This window comes from Bradyrhizobium sp. WSM471, assembly GCF_000244915.1.
In the GTDB taxonomy this organism is placed as follows: Bacteria; Pseudomonadota; Alphaproteobacteria; order Rhizobiales; family Xanthobacteraceae; genus Bradyrhizobium.
In genome coordinates, this window is record NZ_CM001442.1 from 7341828 (window position 1) to 7355802 (window position 13975).

General features: G+C 64.2%; 13 protein-coding genes. 5 read left to right on the forward strand and 8 right to left on the reverse strand.

The window, feature by feature from the left end; translation table 11 throughout:
* Positions 1–97 precede the first annotated feature (97 nt).
* The 4 genes from BRA471DRAFT_RS33545 to BRA471DRAFT_RS33560 all read left to right on the forward strand — a co-directional run bounded on the left by BRA471DRAFT_RS33545 (position 98) and on the right by BRA471DRAFT_RS33560 (position 4605).
* Positions 98–1555: a D-alanyl-D-alanine carboxypeptidase family protein gene (locus tag BRA471DRAFT_RS33545; RefSeq protein ID WP_007615390.1), complete on the forward strand. Its 1458-nt coding sequence runs from the start codon at positions 98–100 to the stop codon at positions 1553–1555.
* Positions 1556–1745: 190 nt separating this feature from the next.
* Positions 1746–3431 (forward strand): long-chain fatty acid--CoA ligase, encoded by a 1686-nt coding sequence (locus BRA471DRAFT_RS33550; protein ID WP_007615391.1) that lies wholly within the window; start codon positions 1746–1748, stop codon positions 3429–3431.
* 15 nt (positions 3432–3446) lie between these two features.
* Entirely contained in the window at positions 3447–4001 is a 555-nt protein-coding gene (locus BRA471DRAFT_RS33555) for a DUF924 family protein (RefSeq protein ID WP_007615392.1), read from the forward strand.
* Positions 4002–4119: 118 nt separating this feature from the next.
* Positions 4120–4605, forward strand: coding sequence for a peroxiredoxin (locus BRA471DRAFT_RS33560; RefSeq protein ID WP_007597501.1), 486 nt, complete (start codon positions 4120–4122; stop codon positions 4603–4605).
* A gap of 163 nt (positions 4606–4768) precedes the next feature.
* Here BRA471DRAFT_RS33560 and rnhA read toward each other — a convergent pair whose 3' ends face one another.
* The 3 genes from rnhA to ispH are packed head-to-tail and all read right to left on the reverse strand — an operon-like array spanning position 4769 to position 7188.
* On the reverse strand, positions 4769–5233 hold the full coding sequence (gene rnhA / locus BRA471DRAFT_RS33565) for a ribonuclease HI (protein WP_007615393.1): 465 nt from the start codon (positions 5231–5233) through the stop codon (positions 4769–4771).
* Positions 5230–6213 (reverse strand): homoserine kinase, encoded by a 984-nt coding sequence (locus BRA471DRAFT_RS33570; RefSeq protein WP_007615394.1) that lies wholly within the window; start codon positions 6211–6213, stop codon positions 5230–5232. Before BRA471DRAFT_RS33570 ends, rnhA begins: the two co-directional genes overlap by 4 nt.
* A gap of 6 nt (positions 6214–6219) precedes the next feature.
* Positions 6220–7188: a 4-hydroxy-3-methylbut-2-enyl diphosphate reductase gene (gene ispH, locus BRA471DRAFT_RS33575; protein WP_007597506.1), complete on the reverse strand. Its 969-nt coding sequence runs from the start codon at positions 7186–7188 to the stop codon at positions 6220–6222.
* 253 nt (positions 7189–7441) lie between these two features.
* Between ispH and BRA471DRAFT_RS33580 the strand changes: the two genes are divergently transcribed.
* Positions 7442–8137: a DUF1013 domain-containing protein gene (locus tag BRA471DRAFT_RS33580; RefSeq protein ID WP_007597507.1), complete on the forward strand. Its 696-nt coding sequence runs from the start codon at positions 7442–7444 to the stop codon at positions 8135–8137.
* Between the two features lie 87 nt (positions 8138–8224).
* Here BRA471DRAFT_RS33580 and BRA471DRAFT_RS33585 read toward each other — a convergent pair whose 3' ends face one another.
* The 5 genes from BRA471DRAFT_RS33585 to BRA471DRAFT_RS33605 all read right to left on the reverse strand — a co-directional run bounded on the left by BRA471DRAFT_RS33585 (position 8225) and on the right by BRA471DRAFT_RS33605 (position 13931).
* Positions 8225–8971 (reverse strand): OmpW family protein, encoded by a 747-nt coding sequence (locus tag BRA471DRAFT_RS33585; RefSeq protein ID WP_007615395.1) that lies wholly within the window; start codon positions 8969–8971, stop codon positions 8225–8227.
* Between the two features lie 161 nt (positions 8972–9132).
* Positions 9133–9393: a hypothetical protein gene (locus BRA471DRAFT_RS33590; protein ID WP_007597509.1), complete on the reverse strand. Its 261-nt coding sequence runs from the start codon at positions 9391–9393 to the stop codon at positions 9133–9135.
* A gap of 169 nt (positions 9394–9562) precedes the next feature.
* A complete protein-coding gene (locus BRA471DRAFT_RS33595; protein ID WP_007615396.1) occupies positions 9563–11497 on the reverse strand; it encodes a propionyl-CoA synthetase in 1935 nt (644 codons plus the stop codon).
* 144 nt (positions 11498–11641) lie between these two features.
* Positions 11642–13027, reverse strand: a complete 1386-nt coding sequence (locus BRA471DRAFT_RS33600; protein WP_007615397.1) for a tetratricopeptide repeat protein — start codon at positions 13025–13027, stop codon at positions 11642–11644.
* Positions 13028–13172: 145 nt separating this feature from the next.
* A complete protein-coding gene (locus BRA471DRAFT_RS33605) occupies positions 13173–13931 on the reverse strand; it encodes a tetratricopeptide repeat protein (RefSeq protein WP_007615398.1) in 759 nt (252 codons plus the stop codon).
* Positions 13932–13975: the final 44 nt, after the last annotated feature.

The window sequence follows — 13975 nt, forward strand, 5'->3', positions numbered from 1 at the left end:
TTGCGGCGCCGCAAGCGGCGGCGCTGGATTCAGAACCGAACATCAGATCACGAGAGCCGACCGGAACCGGCGGGTCTCCAAGGACCGGAATCGGATAGTGCACGCTCTTCGCCCGCTGCTTCGTCAATCCCTGTTCAACCTGCTCGCCGCGGCACTCGCATGCGGCGCATTGCTCGCGCCGCGAGCGGCGAGCGCGGAAGCGCTGCTCCTGATCGAGGCCGATAGCGGCAAGGTGTTGCAGGCGGAAAACGCGACCATTCCCTGGTATCCGGCTTCCGTCACCAAGATCATGACCGCCTATGTGACGCTGAAGGCGGTCAAGGACGGCAAGCTCACACTCGACACACTGCTCACGGTGTCGCCGACGGCAGCCTCGCAGTCGCCTTCGAAGATGGGCTTTCGCCCGGGAACGCAGCTTACCGTCGACAACGCACTCAAGATGATGATGGTGAAGTCGGCGAACGATATGGCCGTCGTGCTCGCCGAAGGCGTCGGCGGTTCGATCGACGGTTTCTCGGCGCTGATGAACGACACCGCGCAGAAGCTCGGCATGACGCAGACGAGCTACGTCAATCCGAACGGCCTGCCCGCCGACGGACAGATCACCTCGGCGCGGGATCTCGGCATTCTGGCGCGCTCGTTCCTGCGCGACCTGCCCGAGTACGAGTACTTCGTGCACATTCCGGCAATCCGCTTCGGCAAGCGCGTCACCGGCAATTTCAACAAGCTGATCGGCCGCTATCCCGGCGCCGACGGTTTCAAGACCGGCTTCATCTGCGCCTCCGGCTACAACCTGGTCGCATCGGCCACCCGCAACGGCCGCCGGCTGATCGCCGTCGTGCTGGGCGCCAGCTCCGGGACGGCGCGCGCGGTGAAGGCGGCGCAGCTGCTGGAGCGCGGCTTCTCGCAAGACAATCTCACCTGGCTCCGCCCCTCGCTCGGCACCGTCGACAGGCTGGTGCCGGTCGACGCCTCGCCGCCGAACCTGCGAGACGACATGTGCGGCGGCCATCGCAAGCGGCCGGCCAGCGACGATGACGACGCACTGATCGCGACCAATGGCGGCACGTCCGGATCGGCCTCGACCACCGGCGGCGAAGCCCAGGTCACCTTCTTCACGGCCGGGCTGCAGCCGCCCCTGGTGAAGGCCTCCGAGCTGATGGCCTCGGCCCCGGCGGCGGCCGAGCCCGTGCTGGTCTATACCGGCCCGACCCGCACCGGGACCGCCCTGATCGCCGCGGTCGCGGCCGATGCCGACCAGCAGGCCACGCCAAAGCCGCGTGGCAAGAAGTCGCGCGTCGCCAAAAAGCCCGACGCGGCAGACAAGCCAGCAGACAAGCCGAAGGATACCAAGACGGCGGCGGCGAAGTCCGATGCCAAGCCGGCGGCTGCCGCAAAGCCGGCCGACGGCAAGTCCGCAGCCAAGCCGGCCGGCAACAAGCATGCCGCAGCCAAGCCCGATGCGGTGGCAAAGCCTGCGGTGAGCGGCGAGGCGGCCAAGCCCGCCAAGCCCAAGGCCGCGACCAAGCCCGCCAAGCCGGCCAACAACAGTTAACGGCCGACGCGAGGCGAGACCGCGCCGCGCTTCGCAGTTGCGGCAGCGCCATTTGCGAGGATTCCGGTAGCCACTCCCTGACGTTTGTCTTAAGCCTCGACCGCTTGCCACCCGTTCCGGCAGGCTCGATACTGACGGCAATGAGGCAAGCCCGAGACACAACGGGCTCTGGTCAATGAGGGGAGTTTCCATGGAGCGCATCTGGCTTAAGCAATATCCGCCCGGCGTCCCCGCCGATATCGAGCCGACGCAATATTCATCGCTGGTCGACCTCCTGGAGGAGAGCTTCGCCAAGTTCGCCGACCGCAAGGCGTTCATCTGCATGGACAAGTCGATCAGCTATCGCGACCTCGACCAGATGTCGCTGGCGATGGCGTCCTACCTGCAAGGGCGGGGCCTGCAACGCGGCGCCCGCGTCGCGATCATGATGCCGAACGTGCTGCAATATCCGGTCGCGACCGCGGCCGTGCTGCGCGCCGGTTTCGCGGTGGTCAATGTCAATCCGCTCTACACGCCGCGCGAGCTCGAGCACCAGCTCAAGGATTCCGGCGCCGAAGCCATCATCGTGCTGGAGAATTTCGCCCACACCGTCGAGCAGGTGATCGCGAAGACGCAAGTCAAGCACGTCATCGTCGGCAGCATGGGCGACCTGCTCGGCTTCAAGGGCGTGATCGTCAATCTGGTCGTCCGCCGCGTCAAGAAAATGGTGCCGGCCTGGTCGCTGCCGGGCGCGGTGTCCTTCAACGACGCGATCTCCGCCGGCCGCGGGATGACGTTCAATAAGCCCAAGCTGTCGCCCGGCGACGTCGCCTTCCTGCAATATACCGGCGGCACCACCGGCGTGTCCAAGGGGGCCACCCTGCTTCATCGCAACATCGTCGCCAACGTCTTGCAGAACGACGCTTGGCTGCAGCCGGCGATGGCCGCGCCGCCGCATGTCGATCAACTCATGGTCGTCTGCGCGCTGCCGCTCTATCACATCTTCGCGCTGACGGCCTGCTACCTGCTCGCGGTGCGCGCCGGCGGCTGCAATCTCCTGATCCCCAATCCACGCGACATCCCGGGCTTCATCAAGGAATTGGCGAAGTACCAAGTCAACAACTTCCCGGCCGTGAACACGCTCTACAACGGCTTGATGCATCATCCCGACTTCAAGAAGCTCGACTTCTCCAAGCTGAAGATCTCGAACGGTGGTGGCATGGCGGTGCAGCGCCCCGTCGCCGAGCAGTGGAAGGCGATCACGGGCTGCTCCATCGCCGAAGGCTACGGCCTGTCGGAGACATCTCCGACGCTGACCTGCAACACCACGACCAATCCGGAGTTCAACGGCACCATCGGCATCCCCGTGCCCTCGACCTGGATCTCCATCCGCGACGACGACGGCAACGAGCTGCCGCTCGGCCAGCCCGGCGAGATCTGCGCCAAGGGCCCGCAGGTGATGTCGGGCTACTGGAACAGGCCGGAGGAGACCGCCAAGGTGATGACCGCGGACGGCTATTTCCGCACCGGCGACATCGGCATCATGGACGAAAAGGGTTACACCAAGATCGTCGACCGCAAGAAGGACATGATCCTGGTCTCCGGCTTCAACGTCTATCCGAACGAGGTCGAGGAAGTGATCGCGAGCAACCCGGGGGTGCTCGAATGCGCCGTCATCGGCATTCCCGATTCCAAGTCGGGAGAGGCCGTGAAGGCGTTCGTGGTCAAGAAGGACCCGAACCTCACGGCGGAGGCCCTGGTCAAGTTCTGCCAGGAGCAGCTGACGGGCTACAAGGTGCCCAAGCACATCGAATTCCGCACCGACCTGCCCAAGACCAATGTCGGCAAGATCCTGCGCCGGCAGCTGCGCGACGAGAAGAAGGCGGAGGCGGCGTAAGCGCCTCTTCGGTTCATGACTGATTTCGGCAACATCAGCCCGGCCGGCATCCTCGCCTTCTGGCGCGAGGCCGGCCGCGATGCCTGGTACGAGCGTAACGACGCATTCGACGCGGAGGTCAGGCGCCGCTTTCTTACGCTGTGGCAGAAGGCGGTCGCTGGCGAGCTCTCGTCATGGGAGGCGACCGACGAGGGCGCACTCGCGCTCGTCATCGTGCTCGACCAGTTTCCGCGCAACATGTTTCGGGGCACGTCGCAGGCCTTTGCCAGCGACGCGTTGGCGCGCGACGTCGCCCGCCGCGCAATCGAGAGGGGCACGGATCGCAGGATTGATCCCATCCTGGTCGAATTCCTCTATCTGCCCTTCATGCATTCCGAGCACCTGCCCGACCAATTGCACTGCGTCGCGCTGTTTCAGAACACCGAGAATGCCGAAAACCTGAAATACGCGCGGGAGCACGCCGATATCATCCGGCGGTTTGGCCGCTTCCCCCACCGCAACCGCCTGCTCGGCCGCGAGACCACGGCGGACGAGCAGGCCTTCCTCGATGGCGGCGGGTTCGCCGGCTGATGACATCATAGTGAAGGGTCCCGCCCTCACCGCTTCCGGGTCACTATCCTTGCCGGCAATATTGTGCAGGCCCGCCGCAAGGTCTAAAAAGCGGGATCGATTTTCAGGGAGACTGACGATGGCGATCCAGACTGGCGACAAGCTGCCCGAGGCGAAATTCCGCGTGATGACGGCGGAAGGCCCGCAGGTGAAGACCACCGACGATATCTTCAAGGGCAAGAAAGTGGCGCTGTTCGCGGTGCCCGGCGCCTATACCGGGACCTGCCACAAGATGCATCTGCCGAGCATCTTCCTCAACGCCTACGCCATGAAGGACAAGGGCGTCGACACCATCGCCATCGTCTCCGTCAACGACGCCTTCGTCATGAACGCGTGGAAGCGCGACACCGACCAGCGCGACGAAGCCATTTTCCTGGCCGACGGCAATGCCGACTTCGCCAAGGCGATCGGCATGGAGCTCGACGCCTCCGGCAATGGTCTCGGCATCCGCTCCAAGCGCTATTCGATGCTGGTCGAGGACGGCGTGGTCAAGAAGCTGAACCTCGAGGCGATGCCGGGTAAGGTCGAAGTGTCCGGCGGCGATACGCTGCTCGGGCAGCTGTAAGCGGCGACCGCTTTCAGCCACAAACGACACTGTCATGTCCCGCGAAAGCGGGGCATCCAGTATTCCAGAGACAGTTTGTTGAATCGAGAGGCCGCCGCGTACTGGATCGCCCGGTCAAGCCGGGCGATGACGGCGGAGCATGAGGAAGCAGCGCGGATCCGCGCTACTCCGCCACCCGCTGCTGCAACCGCGCCTTCACGATCCCGTCGCGCGCGAGCTGATCGGCGCGTTCGTTCTCGGGATGGCCTGCGTGACCTTTGACCCAGTGCCACCGCACGTCATGGGCCTTCAGCGCGGCGTCGAGGCGCTGCCATAGCTCGACATTCTTCACCGGCTTCTTGTCGGCGGTACGCCAGCCGTTGCGCTTCCAGCCGTGGATCCAGCCGGTGATGCCCTGACGGACATATTGGCTGTCGGTATAGAGATCGACGGTGCACGGCTTCTTCAGCGCTTCCAACGCTGAGATCGCCGCCATCAATTCCATCTGGTTGTTGGTGGTGTGGCGCTCGCCACCGTTCAGTTCTTTTTCCTTGTCGCCGAACTTCAGGATCGCGCCCCAGCCGCCGGGCCCCGGATTTCCCGAGCAGGCGCCGTCGGTGTAGATTGTGACAATCGGGAGCTCGCTCACGCCACCAGCCCCGACGGCGACAGCCCGTAGTCGCGCACGCTGGAAACGCTCTGATGGAAGCGCAGCTTGCGGACATATTCCAACGGATCCTTCGGCTTGACCAGCGCGCCGGGCGGAACGTTGAGCCAGTCGACCAGCCGCGTCAGCAGGAAGCGCATCGCAGCGCCGCGCGCGAGCAGCGGCAGCGCGGCCTCTTCCGCCTCGGACAGCTTTCTCACGCGGCCATAGGCATTGAGGAAGGCCCGCGCCTTGGTGACGTTGAAGGAATGATCCGGCTCGAAGCACCAGGCGTTGAGGCAGATCGCGACATCATAAGCCAGCATATCATTGCAGGCGAAAGTGAAGTCGATGATCCCGGAGAGCTTGTCGCCCAGGAAGAAGACGTTGTCGTTGAACAGGTCGGCGTGGATCACGCCTTCGGGCAGCTGCGTCGGCCAGACCCCGCTCTCGAGGTAGTCGAGCTCGTGGCTCAGGAACGCGCGCAGGCCGGGCTGCACCTCGTCGGCCCGGTGTGACGCGGCATCGAACAGCGGCCGCCAGCCCGGGACCGACAGCGCGTTCGCACGCCTGATCGCGAAATTCGCACCTGCCAGATGCATCCTGGCGAGCCCCTCGCCGACGCCGGCGCAATGGGCCGCGTTCGGCTTGCGCGGCCAGACGCCTTCGAGAAAGGTGATGATCGCGGCCGGCCGGCCCGACAGCTCGCGCAGCGCCTCGCCGTCCGTTCCCTTCACCGGCAGCGGGCAGTTGACGCCGTGCTCGGCCAGATGCGTCATCAGCGCGAGGAAGAACGGCAGATCGTTCTTCGCCACGCGCTTCTCGTAGAGCGTGAGGATGAACGATCCCTTGGTCGTATGCAGCAGGAAGTTGGAATTTTCAACGCCCTCGGCGATGCCCTTGTAGGAGAGCAACCCGCCGAGATCGTATTGGTTGAGGAAGTCCGCAAGCTCGTCGGCGGCAACGTCGGTGTAGACCGCCATGAAGGTCTACTCGGCGGCGGCTTCGGGGCGCACCTGGCGCGGCAGCGGGAAGAACTCGTTCTCTTCCGCAGCCGAGACCGTCTCCACATGCAGTGTGAAGCGCTCGGCGAACGCGTCCATAATCTCCTCGACGATCACTTCCGGTGCCGAGGCGCCCGCGGTGATGCCGAGGCTGGTGATGTTCTCGAACCGCTTCCAGTCGATTTCGGTGGCGCGCTGCGCCAGCACGGCGATCGGGCAGCCCTCACGCTCGGCGACTTCGCGCAGGCGCTGCGAGTTCGACGAGTTCGGCGCACCGACCACGATCAAGGCGTCGACCACCGGCGCCACCTTCTTCACCGCGAGCTGGCGGTTGGTGGTGGCGTAGCAGATGTCTTCCTTGTGCGGCCCGTTGATGTTCGGGAAGCGCTCCTTCAGCAGCGCCACGATCTCCGCGGTGTCGTCGATCGACAACGTGGTCTGGGTCACGAAGGCGAGGTTGTTCGGGTCCTTCGGGGCGATGGTCTTGGCGTCCTCGGCGGTCTCGATCAGGGTCACGGCGCCGGTCGGGAGTTGGCCGAGCGTGCCCACCACCTCCGGATGATGGGAATGGCCGATCAGGAAGATCTCGCGGCCGCGCTTGAAATGGATCGCGGCTTCGCGGTGGACCTTGGTGACCAGCGGGCAGGTCGCATCCAGCGAGAACAAGTTACGGGACGTGGCGTCGGCCGGAACCGATTTCGGCACGCCATGAGCCGAGAACACCACCGGCGCGGTGGTATTTTCCGGGATTTCGGCGAGTTCCTCGACGAAGATCGCGCCCTTCTTCTTCAACCCATCGACGACGTACTTATTGTGCACAATCTCATGGCGAACATAGACGGGGGCACCGTATTTATCGAGCGCCCGTTCCACGGTGTCGATCGCCCGGACCACCCCGGCGCAGAAGCCACGGGGAGAACAAAGCACGATCTTGAGGTCTGGTTTGGCTGACATTGAGCGATCTCGGGACCGAATCACCTCGCCAAATGGGCGGGCAGCGGTCGATGGATGAATAGGGCTTGGGTACGGTCTTACAGGGACTTCAGAGGGAATTGGGCCCCCTTTCGGGCGCTGTCAAGGCACTATCTATAGCAGAACCATTGCGTGGCTACCCCCTCCGGGCTTATATAGCCCGAATTCCCAGTCATCGCTGATGACCACCGGTTTCGCCTCCAAAGGGGTGGGCGAAGCACAAAGGAGATTTGCCATGAGCAACGCACCTCTGATGCCCAAGGCGACCGCCGTCTGGCTGCTCGACAACACCGCGCTGACCTTCGATCAGGTCGCCGATTTCACCAAAATGCACCCCCTCGAGGTGCGCGCGATCGCCGATGGCGACGCCGCCCAGGGCATCAAGGGCATGGATCCCCTTTCCAATGGCCAGCTGACCCGCGAGGAGATCGAGAAGGGCGAGAACAACCCGGACTACCGGCTCCGCCTCCAGGAGAGCAAGGTGGTGCTGCCGCCGCAGCCCAAGCGCAAGGGCCCGCGTTACACCCCGGTCTCGCGCCGCCACGAGCGCCCGAGCGCCATCCTCTGGCTGCTCCGCAACCATCCCGAGCTCAAGGACGCCCAGATCATGCGCCTGGTCGGCACGACCAAGAGCACGATCGCCAGTGTCCGCGATCGCACCCACTGGAACACGTCCCAGCTGACGCCGATTGATCCCGTCACCCTCGGCCTCTGCTCGCAGATCGAGCTCGATTTCGAGGTCGCCCGCGCAGCCAAGGAAAAGCCGATCGACGCAGCCTATGGCGGCGCCACCCTGCTGCCGGCCTCCGAAACCACCAAGAAGGACGAGTACGAACCCGCGGAGAGATCCAGCGACGATCTCAACGTCGATGCCGTGTTCGCCAAGCTGAAGACGCTCGGTGGCAAGAAGCAGGACCAGGAGGAGGAGTAATCCTTCGCTCCCGTTGGTCATTGAATGGGAATGCGAACGCGGCGGGGCCAAACCCGCCGCGTTTTTGTCTGTGGCTCCCGCCAAACTTCAGAACTTATACGTCACACCACCGCCGACCAGCCACGGGTCGATATGCGCGGTGCCGGTCACAGGCAGACCACTGACCGTCGCCGAATAGTCCGGCCGCAACCAGAGCTTCTTGACGTCGACGTTGAGGCCCCAGTGCCGATCGAGCATGTAGTCGAAGCCGAACTGCACCGCGCCACCGAAGGCGTTGCTGACATGCAGGCTCGTGGTGGTGGCGACGATCGCGGGCGGACCGACGATCGCGGCCGGCGTATTGGCGGCCGAGTTGTTGAAGAACACCGTGTAGTTCACGCCGGCACCGATATACGGCTTGAACGCGCCGAAATTGTCGAAGTGATATTGCAGGGTCAGCGTCGGCGGCAGCAGCGTGGTCTTGCCGATCGGCAGATTTGCGAGCGAGCCGGTGCCGCTGATCGAATGCCGGGTCACACCGAGGATCAACTCGGCCGCGATGTTCCTGGTGAAGAAATAGCTGATGTCGAGCTCAGGCACGACCTGGTCGCTGATCGAGAGGCCCGAATTCGGCGACGACAGCGACGGAACGCCGGCGACATTGACGGTTGAGCCGCCCGCATCCGGCAACACGCCAAGCACCCGCAAACGCACCATCCAGGGATTGAATGCTTCTACCGGCGGCGGCGCCTTTTTGTAGAGCGGCAAATCGGCGGCCTGTGCCGAGGCAAAAGCCCCCGCCAGCGCCGCACCCAGCGCCGCGAGCCGCGCCATGTTTCTTATCATTCCGTCCATTGCATTCCCCTTCGGCCATGTGCGCTTCGTTGCGCGACATCAGCGTCAGAGCAGAAAGCCAATGGTGAAGGATTTGATGCCGATCAAATCAGGACAAATGCGATTGCGATTTGGCTGCGGCGTTGCAGATGTGTCGCGGCAGGATAATGCTGCAGCTTACATCATGGCCGGTCCGGATGGTTCAGCATGTATTCGCCGAGGTCGCGCTGGCGGCGGTCGGCGCGGGTGGTCGCAGCGCTGCGCTGGACGTCGCGGTCCTTGCGGCAGGCCACGTATTCGGGCGAACCGGCAGCATAGCCGCGGCTCTGGCAGACCGCGTCGTCATCATCGCCGCCCATCGCCACCGGCGTCTGGTAGCGCGCGGAGCAGGCGGAGAGAATGAGGCCCGCAAATGCAATCGCTAGAAACGGCTTCGAATTCATGGCAGGCCCTTCATCCCTCATGGTGAGGAGCCCGCGTAGCGGGCGTCTCGAACCATGCAGGCCAAGCTGCAGCAGCGGGCCTTTCATCCTTCGAGACGCGCGCCAGGCGCGCTCCTCAGGATGAGGATTGAGCGGAAAAATGCGGCCTATTCAAGCCCCATTGCAAACCTCACACCCGCCCCTTCAGCGCGTCGCCGATCTCGTCGAGCACCTTGGGGTCCTCGATCGTCGCCGGCATGGTCCAAGCTTCACCATCTGCGATCTTCTTGATGGTGCCGCGCAAGATCTTTCCGGAGCGCGTCTTGGGCAGGCGGCCGACGGTGATGGCGAGCTTGAACGCGGCAACGGGGCCGAGCTTGTCGCGCACCAGAGCAATGATCTCCTTCTCGATCTCGGCGGGGGCCCGCTTCACACCCGCCTTGAGCACCAGGAAGCCGCAGGGGACCTCGCCCTTGATTGCGTCCTTGACGCCGAGCACGGCGCATTCGGCGACATCGGCATGCGAAGCCAGGATCTCCTCCATGCCGCCGGTGGAGAGCCGATGGCCGGCGACGTTGATGATGTCGTCGGTGCGGCCCATGACGAAGACATAGCCGTCTTCGTCCTTGTAGCCGGCGTCCGACGTTTTGTAGTAGCCGGGGAATTCGGTGAGATAGGCTTCCTTGAAACGTTCGTCCTGATTCCACAATGTCGGCAGGCAGCCCGGCGGCATCGGAAGCTTGATGACAATCGAGCCCATGGTGTTCGGGCCGACCGGCTTTGCCGCTTCGTCGACCACGTCGACCTGATAGCCCGGCATCGGCACCGTCGGCGAGCCATGCTTCACCGGCAGCTGGCCTAAGCCGACCGGATTGCCGGCGATGCACCAGCCGGTCTCGGTCTGCCACCAATGGTCGATGACCGGCACTTTCAACTGCTGCTCCGCCCATTCCACCGTCGGCGGATCGGCGCGCTCGCCGGCCAGGAACAGCGTACGGAAGGTCGAGAGGTCGTATTGCCGGATGAATTTTCCTTCCGGATCTTCTTTCCGGATCGCGCGGAACGCGGTCGGCGCAGTGAAGAAGGCGACAGCCTGATGCTCGCTGATCACGCGCCAGAACGCGCCGGCATCGGGCGTGCCGACCGGCTTGCCCTCATACATGATCGAGGTCGCGCCGTGCAGCAGCGGGCCGTAGACGATGTAGCTGTGGCCGACCACCCAGCCGATGTCGGAGCCGCACCACCAGACCTCACCCGGCTTGACGCCATAAAGGTTGAACATGGACCATTTCACCGCGACGAGATGGCCGCCATTGTCGCGCACGACGCCCTTGGGAATGCCGGTCGTGCCTGACGTATAGAGGATGTAGAGCGGATCGGTAGCGGCGACGGGCACGCAAGGCGCCTGCTTGCCGTCGTTCATCGCCTTGCGGCGCAGGCCCGCCCAATCATAGTCGCGGCCGGGCGCGAGGGCGCAGACGAGCTGCGGACGTTGCAGCACGATGCAGGCCTTCGGCTTTGCGCCCGCAAGCCTGATCGCCTCGTCGAGCAGCGGCTTGTACTGCACGATCCGGCCGGGCTCGATGCCGCAGCTCGCCGACAGGATCAGCTTTGGCTGCGCATCGTCGATGCGGGTGGCGAGCTCTTTCGCGGCAAAGCCGCCGAACACCACGGAGTGCACCGCGCCGATGCGCGCGCAGGCGAGCATCGCGACGACGGCCTCCGGGACCATCGGCATATAGAGGATGACTCGATCGCCCTTGGCGACACCGAAATCCTGCATGATGGCGGCGAGCGCCTGCACTTCGGCCAGCAGTTCGGCGTAGGTGAATTTGGTGACGCTATTTGCCAGCGGCGAATCATGGATCAGCGCGATCTGGTCGGCGCGGCCGCGTTCGACGTGGCGATCGAGCGCGTTGTAGCAGGTGTTGACCACGCCACCGCTGAACCAGCGGCCGTAGACGCCCAGCGAGGGGTCGAATATCTTTTTCGGTGGCTCGATCCAGTCGATCTCCTTGGCCGCCTCGGCCCAAAAGCCCTCAGGGTCGGACAGCGAGCGCGCATAAACCTCGTGATAGAGGCTCTTTCCGTCGACGTTTCCTTGGACGTTTCCTTGGACGTTCATTCCGGCGCTCCCGTTCCCTTTATTCGCCTAGCCTAGACCTTGTGGCAGGACAAACGTCCCGCCATGACAGGGATCAAGTACCGGCCATGTTTGAGGGGTATTTTCCCGGGAACGGGCCGCGGTTCAAGCTGAAAAGAACAATGCTCAGCTATCCATCGCATTCAGCCGCTGCAGCCGCTCCTGCATGACCTTCTTCAGATCATAGCCCGGGCGGCCGAATCTCGTATTGCGGGTGGCGAGGAAATCGCGCTGGGTGCGACGGAGGTCGCCGGCCGAGCGGGACCCGGCCGACTTCAGCACGCGCTCGTAGGTCTCGGCGATCTGGCGATCGAGCACACCCAGCTGCGGATCGGCACAAATCACCTTCTCGACCTCGCGCTTCGTAGTGGCACAATCGAACGACGGGCCATTGCCGGAATTCGCCGCGAGCGGCCGCAGCGGCTCGCCGCCGAATTTCGCGATCTCCGCGATCATGGCGCGGCGGCCGGCGGCGGCGTTGTCGTTGCCGGGATCGAGCCGCAGCGCGGTCTCGTAGTCGGCCAGGGCCTTCTTGCGCTCGCCCATCTTCTTGTAGAGCACGGCGCGATTGTTGTAGGTCTGCGCGAAATTCGGATCGAGTTTCAGCGCGGCCTCGTAATCGCTCAGAGCCGCGCCAAGCTCGCCCTTCAGGTGGTAGGAGTCGCCGCGGTTGGTGAAGAAATTCGGCCGCGGCGCCAGCCGCAGCGCCTGATCGTAATCGGCAATCGCCTTGTCGTACTCGCCCATCGCGGCCAGCGACAGCCCGCGATTGTCGTAATATTCGGGTACCTTCGGATCGAGCCGGATCGCCTCGCCGTCGTCGAAAACCGCCTTGGCGAGCTGGCCGAGCTTCTTGTAGGCGGCGCCACGATTGGTGTAGCTGCGCGGCCCGTTCGGATCGAGCCGCAACGCCTCGCTGAGATCGCGGATCGCCTTCTCGTTGTCGCCTCCGAGATAATAGGTCACGCCGCGGTCGGACCAGGCCTGTGCATTGTCAGGCTTCAGCTTGATCGCCTGGTCGTAATCGGCGAGCGCACGGTCGAGCCGGCGCTGGTTCGTGTAGACGACGCCGCGCAGCTCGTAGGACTCCGAATTCTGCGGATCGAGCTCGATGGCCTTGCTGAGGTCCGCCGCGGCGCGGTTGAGATCGCCGCCGGCTTCGCGCAAAAGATCGCCGCGCAGGCGCCAGGCTTTTGCATTTTTCCCGTCGAGCGCAATCGCGCGATCGATATCTCGCAGCGCCTGCGTGAGGCCGCCCGAGGTCCGCGCATTGGCGTCGGCGCGCACCAGCAATGCCGCGGCGCGATCGGAGGATGGATTTGAGGCTTGGTCCACAATGGCGCTGCAGGCCGGGATCAGCTCAGCCGGGGCGGCCTTGCTCCCCATCACGCAATCGACGCCGGCCAAGGCAGGGGCGACGAGGACGACGCTCATTGCCGCGCTGAGCAGGAGCGAGCGAAACGAGATTTTTGCCAACGAAAACATTTGCGCGGAAGGATGCGTGCCGCACATGGCATAGGCTCCGGGACATCAGGCTTTCACCATTGTCGCGGCGGGGAAGCGATGGGTTCAAAATTGAGCCAGCCAGGGGCGCACCAGCGCCCTTCTCACGAAAAGTCGTCATGCCCAGGCTTGAGGTTGTGGAGGCCTTAAGGCCTCAATACCCGTCCACTCCGTTCAGCCGCTGCAGCCGCTCCTGCATCGCCTTCTTCAGATCGTAGCCGGGCCGGCCATATCCGGCATTGCGACGGGCGATGAAATCGTCCTGCTCGCGCTGAAACGCCTTCGCTTCGCCCGCATTGCGCGCTTCGCGCAACACGCGCGCGTTGGCGGCAAAGACCTCGCGGTCGAGGTCAGCGAGCTCGCGGTTGGCACAGATTGCCTTCTCTATGGGGCGGCGGGCCCCTCTGCAATTGAAGCTGGGCTTGCCCGCGACCGCCATCTGCGCGCCGATCCGCTCGATCTCGCGCGCCATCGCCTTGTGATTGACTTTGGCCTTCTCGTGGTTCGGATCGATCTTCAATGCCGCGCCGAAATCCTGCACCGCCTTGGGCTTGTCGCCCTTCCTCAGCCAGAGCTCGCCCCGTGCGTTGAAAATATCGGCGAGACCGGAATCGAGCTCCAGGGCGCGGCTGTCGTCGGCGATCGCGCGGTCGACCTGATCATGCCGAGCAAACAGCGCGCCGCGCGCGATCAACGCCTTGATCAGGTCGCCTTTCGCCGTCTTCTCGTTGTCGATCACGGCGGCGCAGGCCGTGACGGCCGTGTCAATATCGTCGGTTGCGGCAGCCGCGAGGCACGGCGCGATGTCGACCTGCGGGACCGCGGCCGGTTCGCCGCCGGTCGCGGCATGAGCCACGACGAACGAGAGCGCGAAGAGCACCGCGGCGCCGGACCATTGAATGAGAAAACGCATGCTCGTCACAGTCGGAAAGTCTTGAGTTAAGGTCCGGGTTGAGG

Excerpts from the sequence above, each read along its gene's own strand:
- BRA471DRAFT_RS33550 (WP_007615391.1), top strand. The coding sequence starts at position 1,746 with ATGGAGCGCATCTGGCTTAAGCAATATCCGCCCGGCGTCCCCGCCGAT.
- BRA471DRAFT_RS33555 (WP_007615392.1), top strand. The coding sequence starts at position 3,447 with ATGACTGATTTCGGCAACATCAGCCCGGCCGGCATCCTCGCCTTCTGG.
- BRA471DRAFT_RS33560 (WP_007597501.1), top strand. The coding sequence starts at position 4,120 with ATGGCGATCCAGACTGGCGACAAGCTGCCCGAGGCGAAATTCCGCGTG.
- BRA471DRAFT_RS33570 (WP_007615394.1), bottom strand. The coding sequence starts at position 6,213 with ATGGCGGTCTACACCGACGTTGCCGCCGACGAGCTTGCGGACTTCCTC.
- ispH (WP_007597506.1), bottom strand. The coding sequence starts at position 7,188 with ATGTCAGCCAAACCAGACCTCAAGATCGTGCTTTGTTCTCCCCGTGGC.
- BRA471DRAFT_RS33580 (WP_007597507.1), top strand. The coding sequence starts at position 7,442 with ATGAGCAACGCACCTCTGATGCCCAAGGCGACCGCCGTCTGGCTGCTC.
- BRA471DRAFT_RS33585 (WP_007615395.1), bottom strand. The coding sequence starts at position 8,971 with ATGGACGGAATGATAAGAAACATGGCGCGGCTCGCGGCGCTGGGTGCG.
- BRA471DRAFT_RS33590 (WP_007597509.1), bottom strand. The coding sequence starts at position 9,393 with ATGAATTCGAAGCCGTTTCTAGCGATTGCATTTGCGGGCCTCATTCTC.
- BRA471DRAFT_RS33595 (WP_007615396.1), bottom strand. The coding sequence starts at position 11,497 with ATGAACGTCCAAGGAAACGTCCAAGGAAACGTCGACGGAAAGAGCCTC.
- BRA471DRAFT_RS33600 (WP_007615397.1), bottom strand. The coding sequence starts at position 13,027 with ATGTGCGGCACGCATCCTTCCGCGCAAATGTTTTCGTTGGCAAAAATC.
- BRA471DRAFT_RS33605 (WP_007615398.1), bottom strand. The coding sequence starts at position 13,931 with ATGCGTTTTCTCATTCAATGGTCCGGCGCCGCGGTGCTCTTCGCGCTC.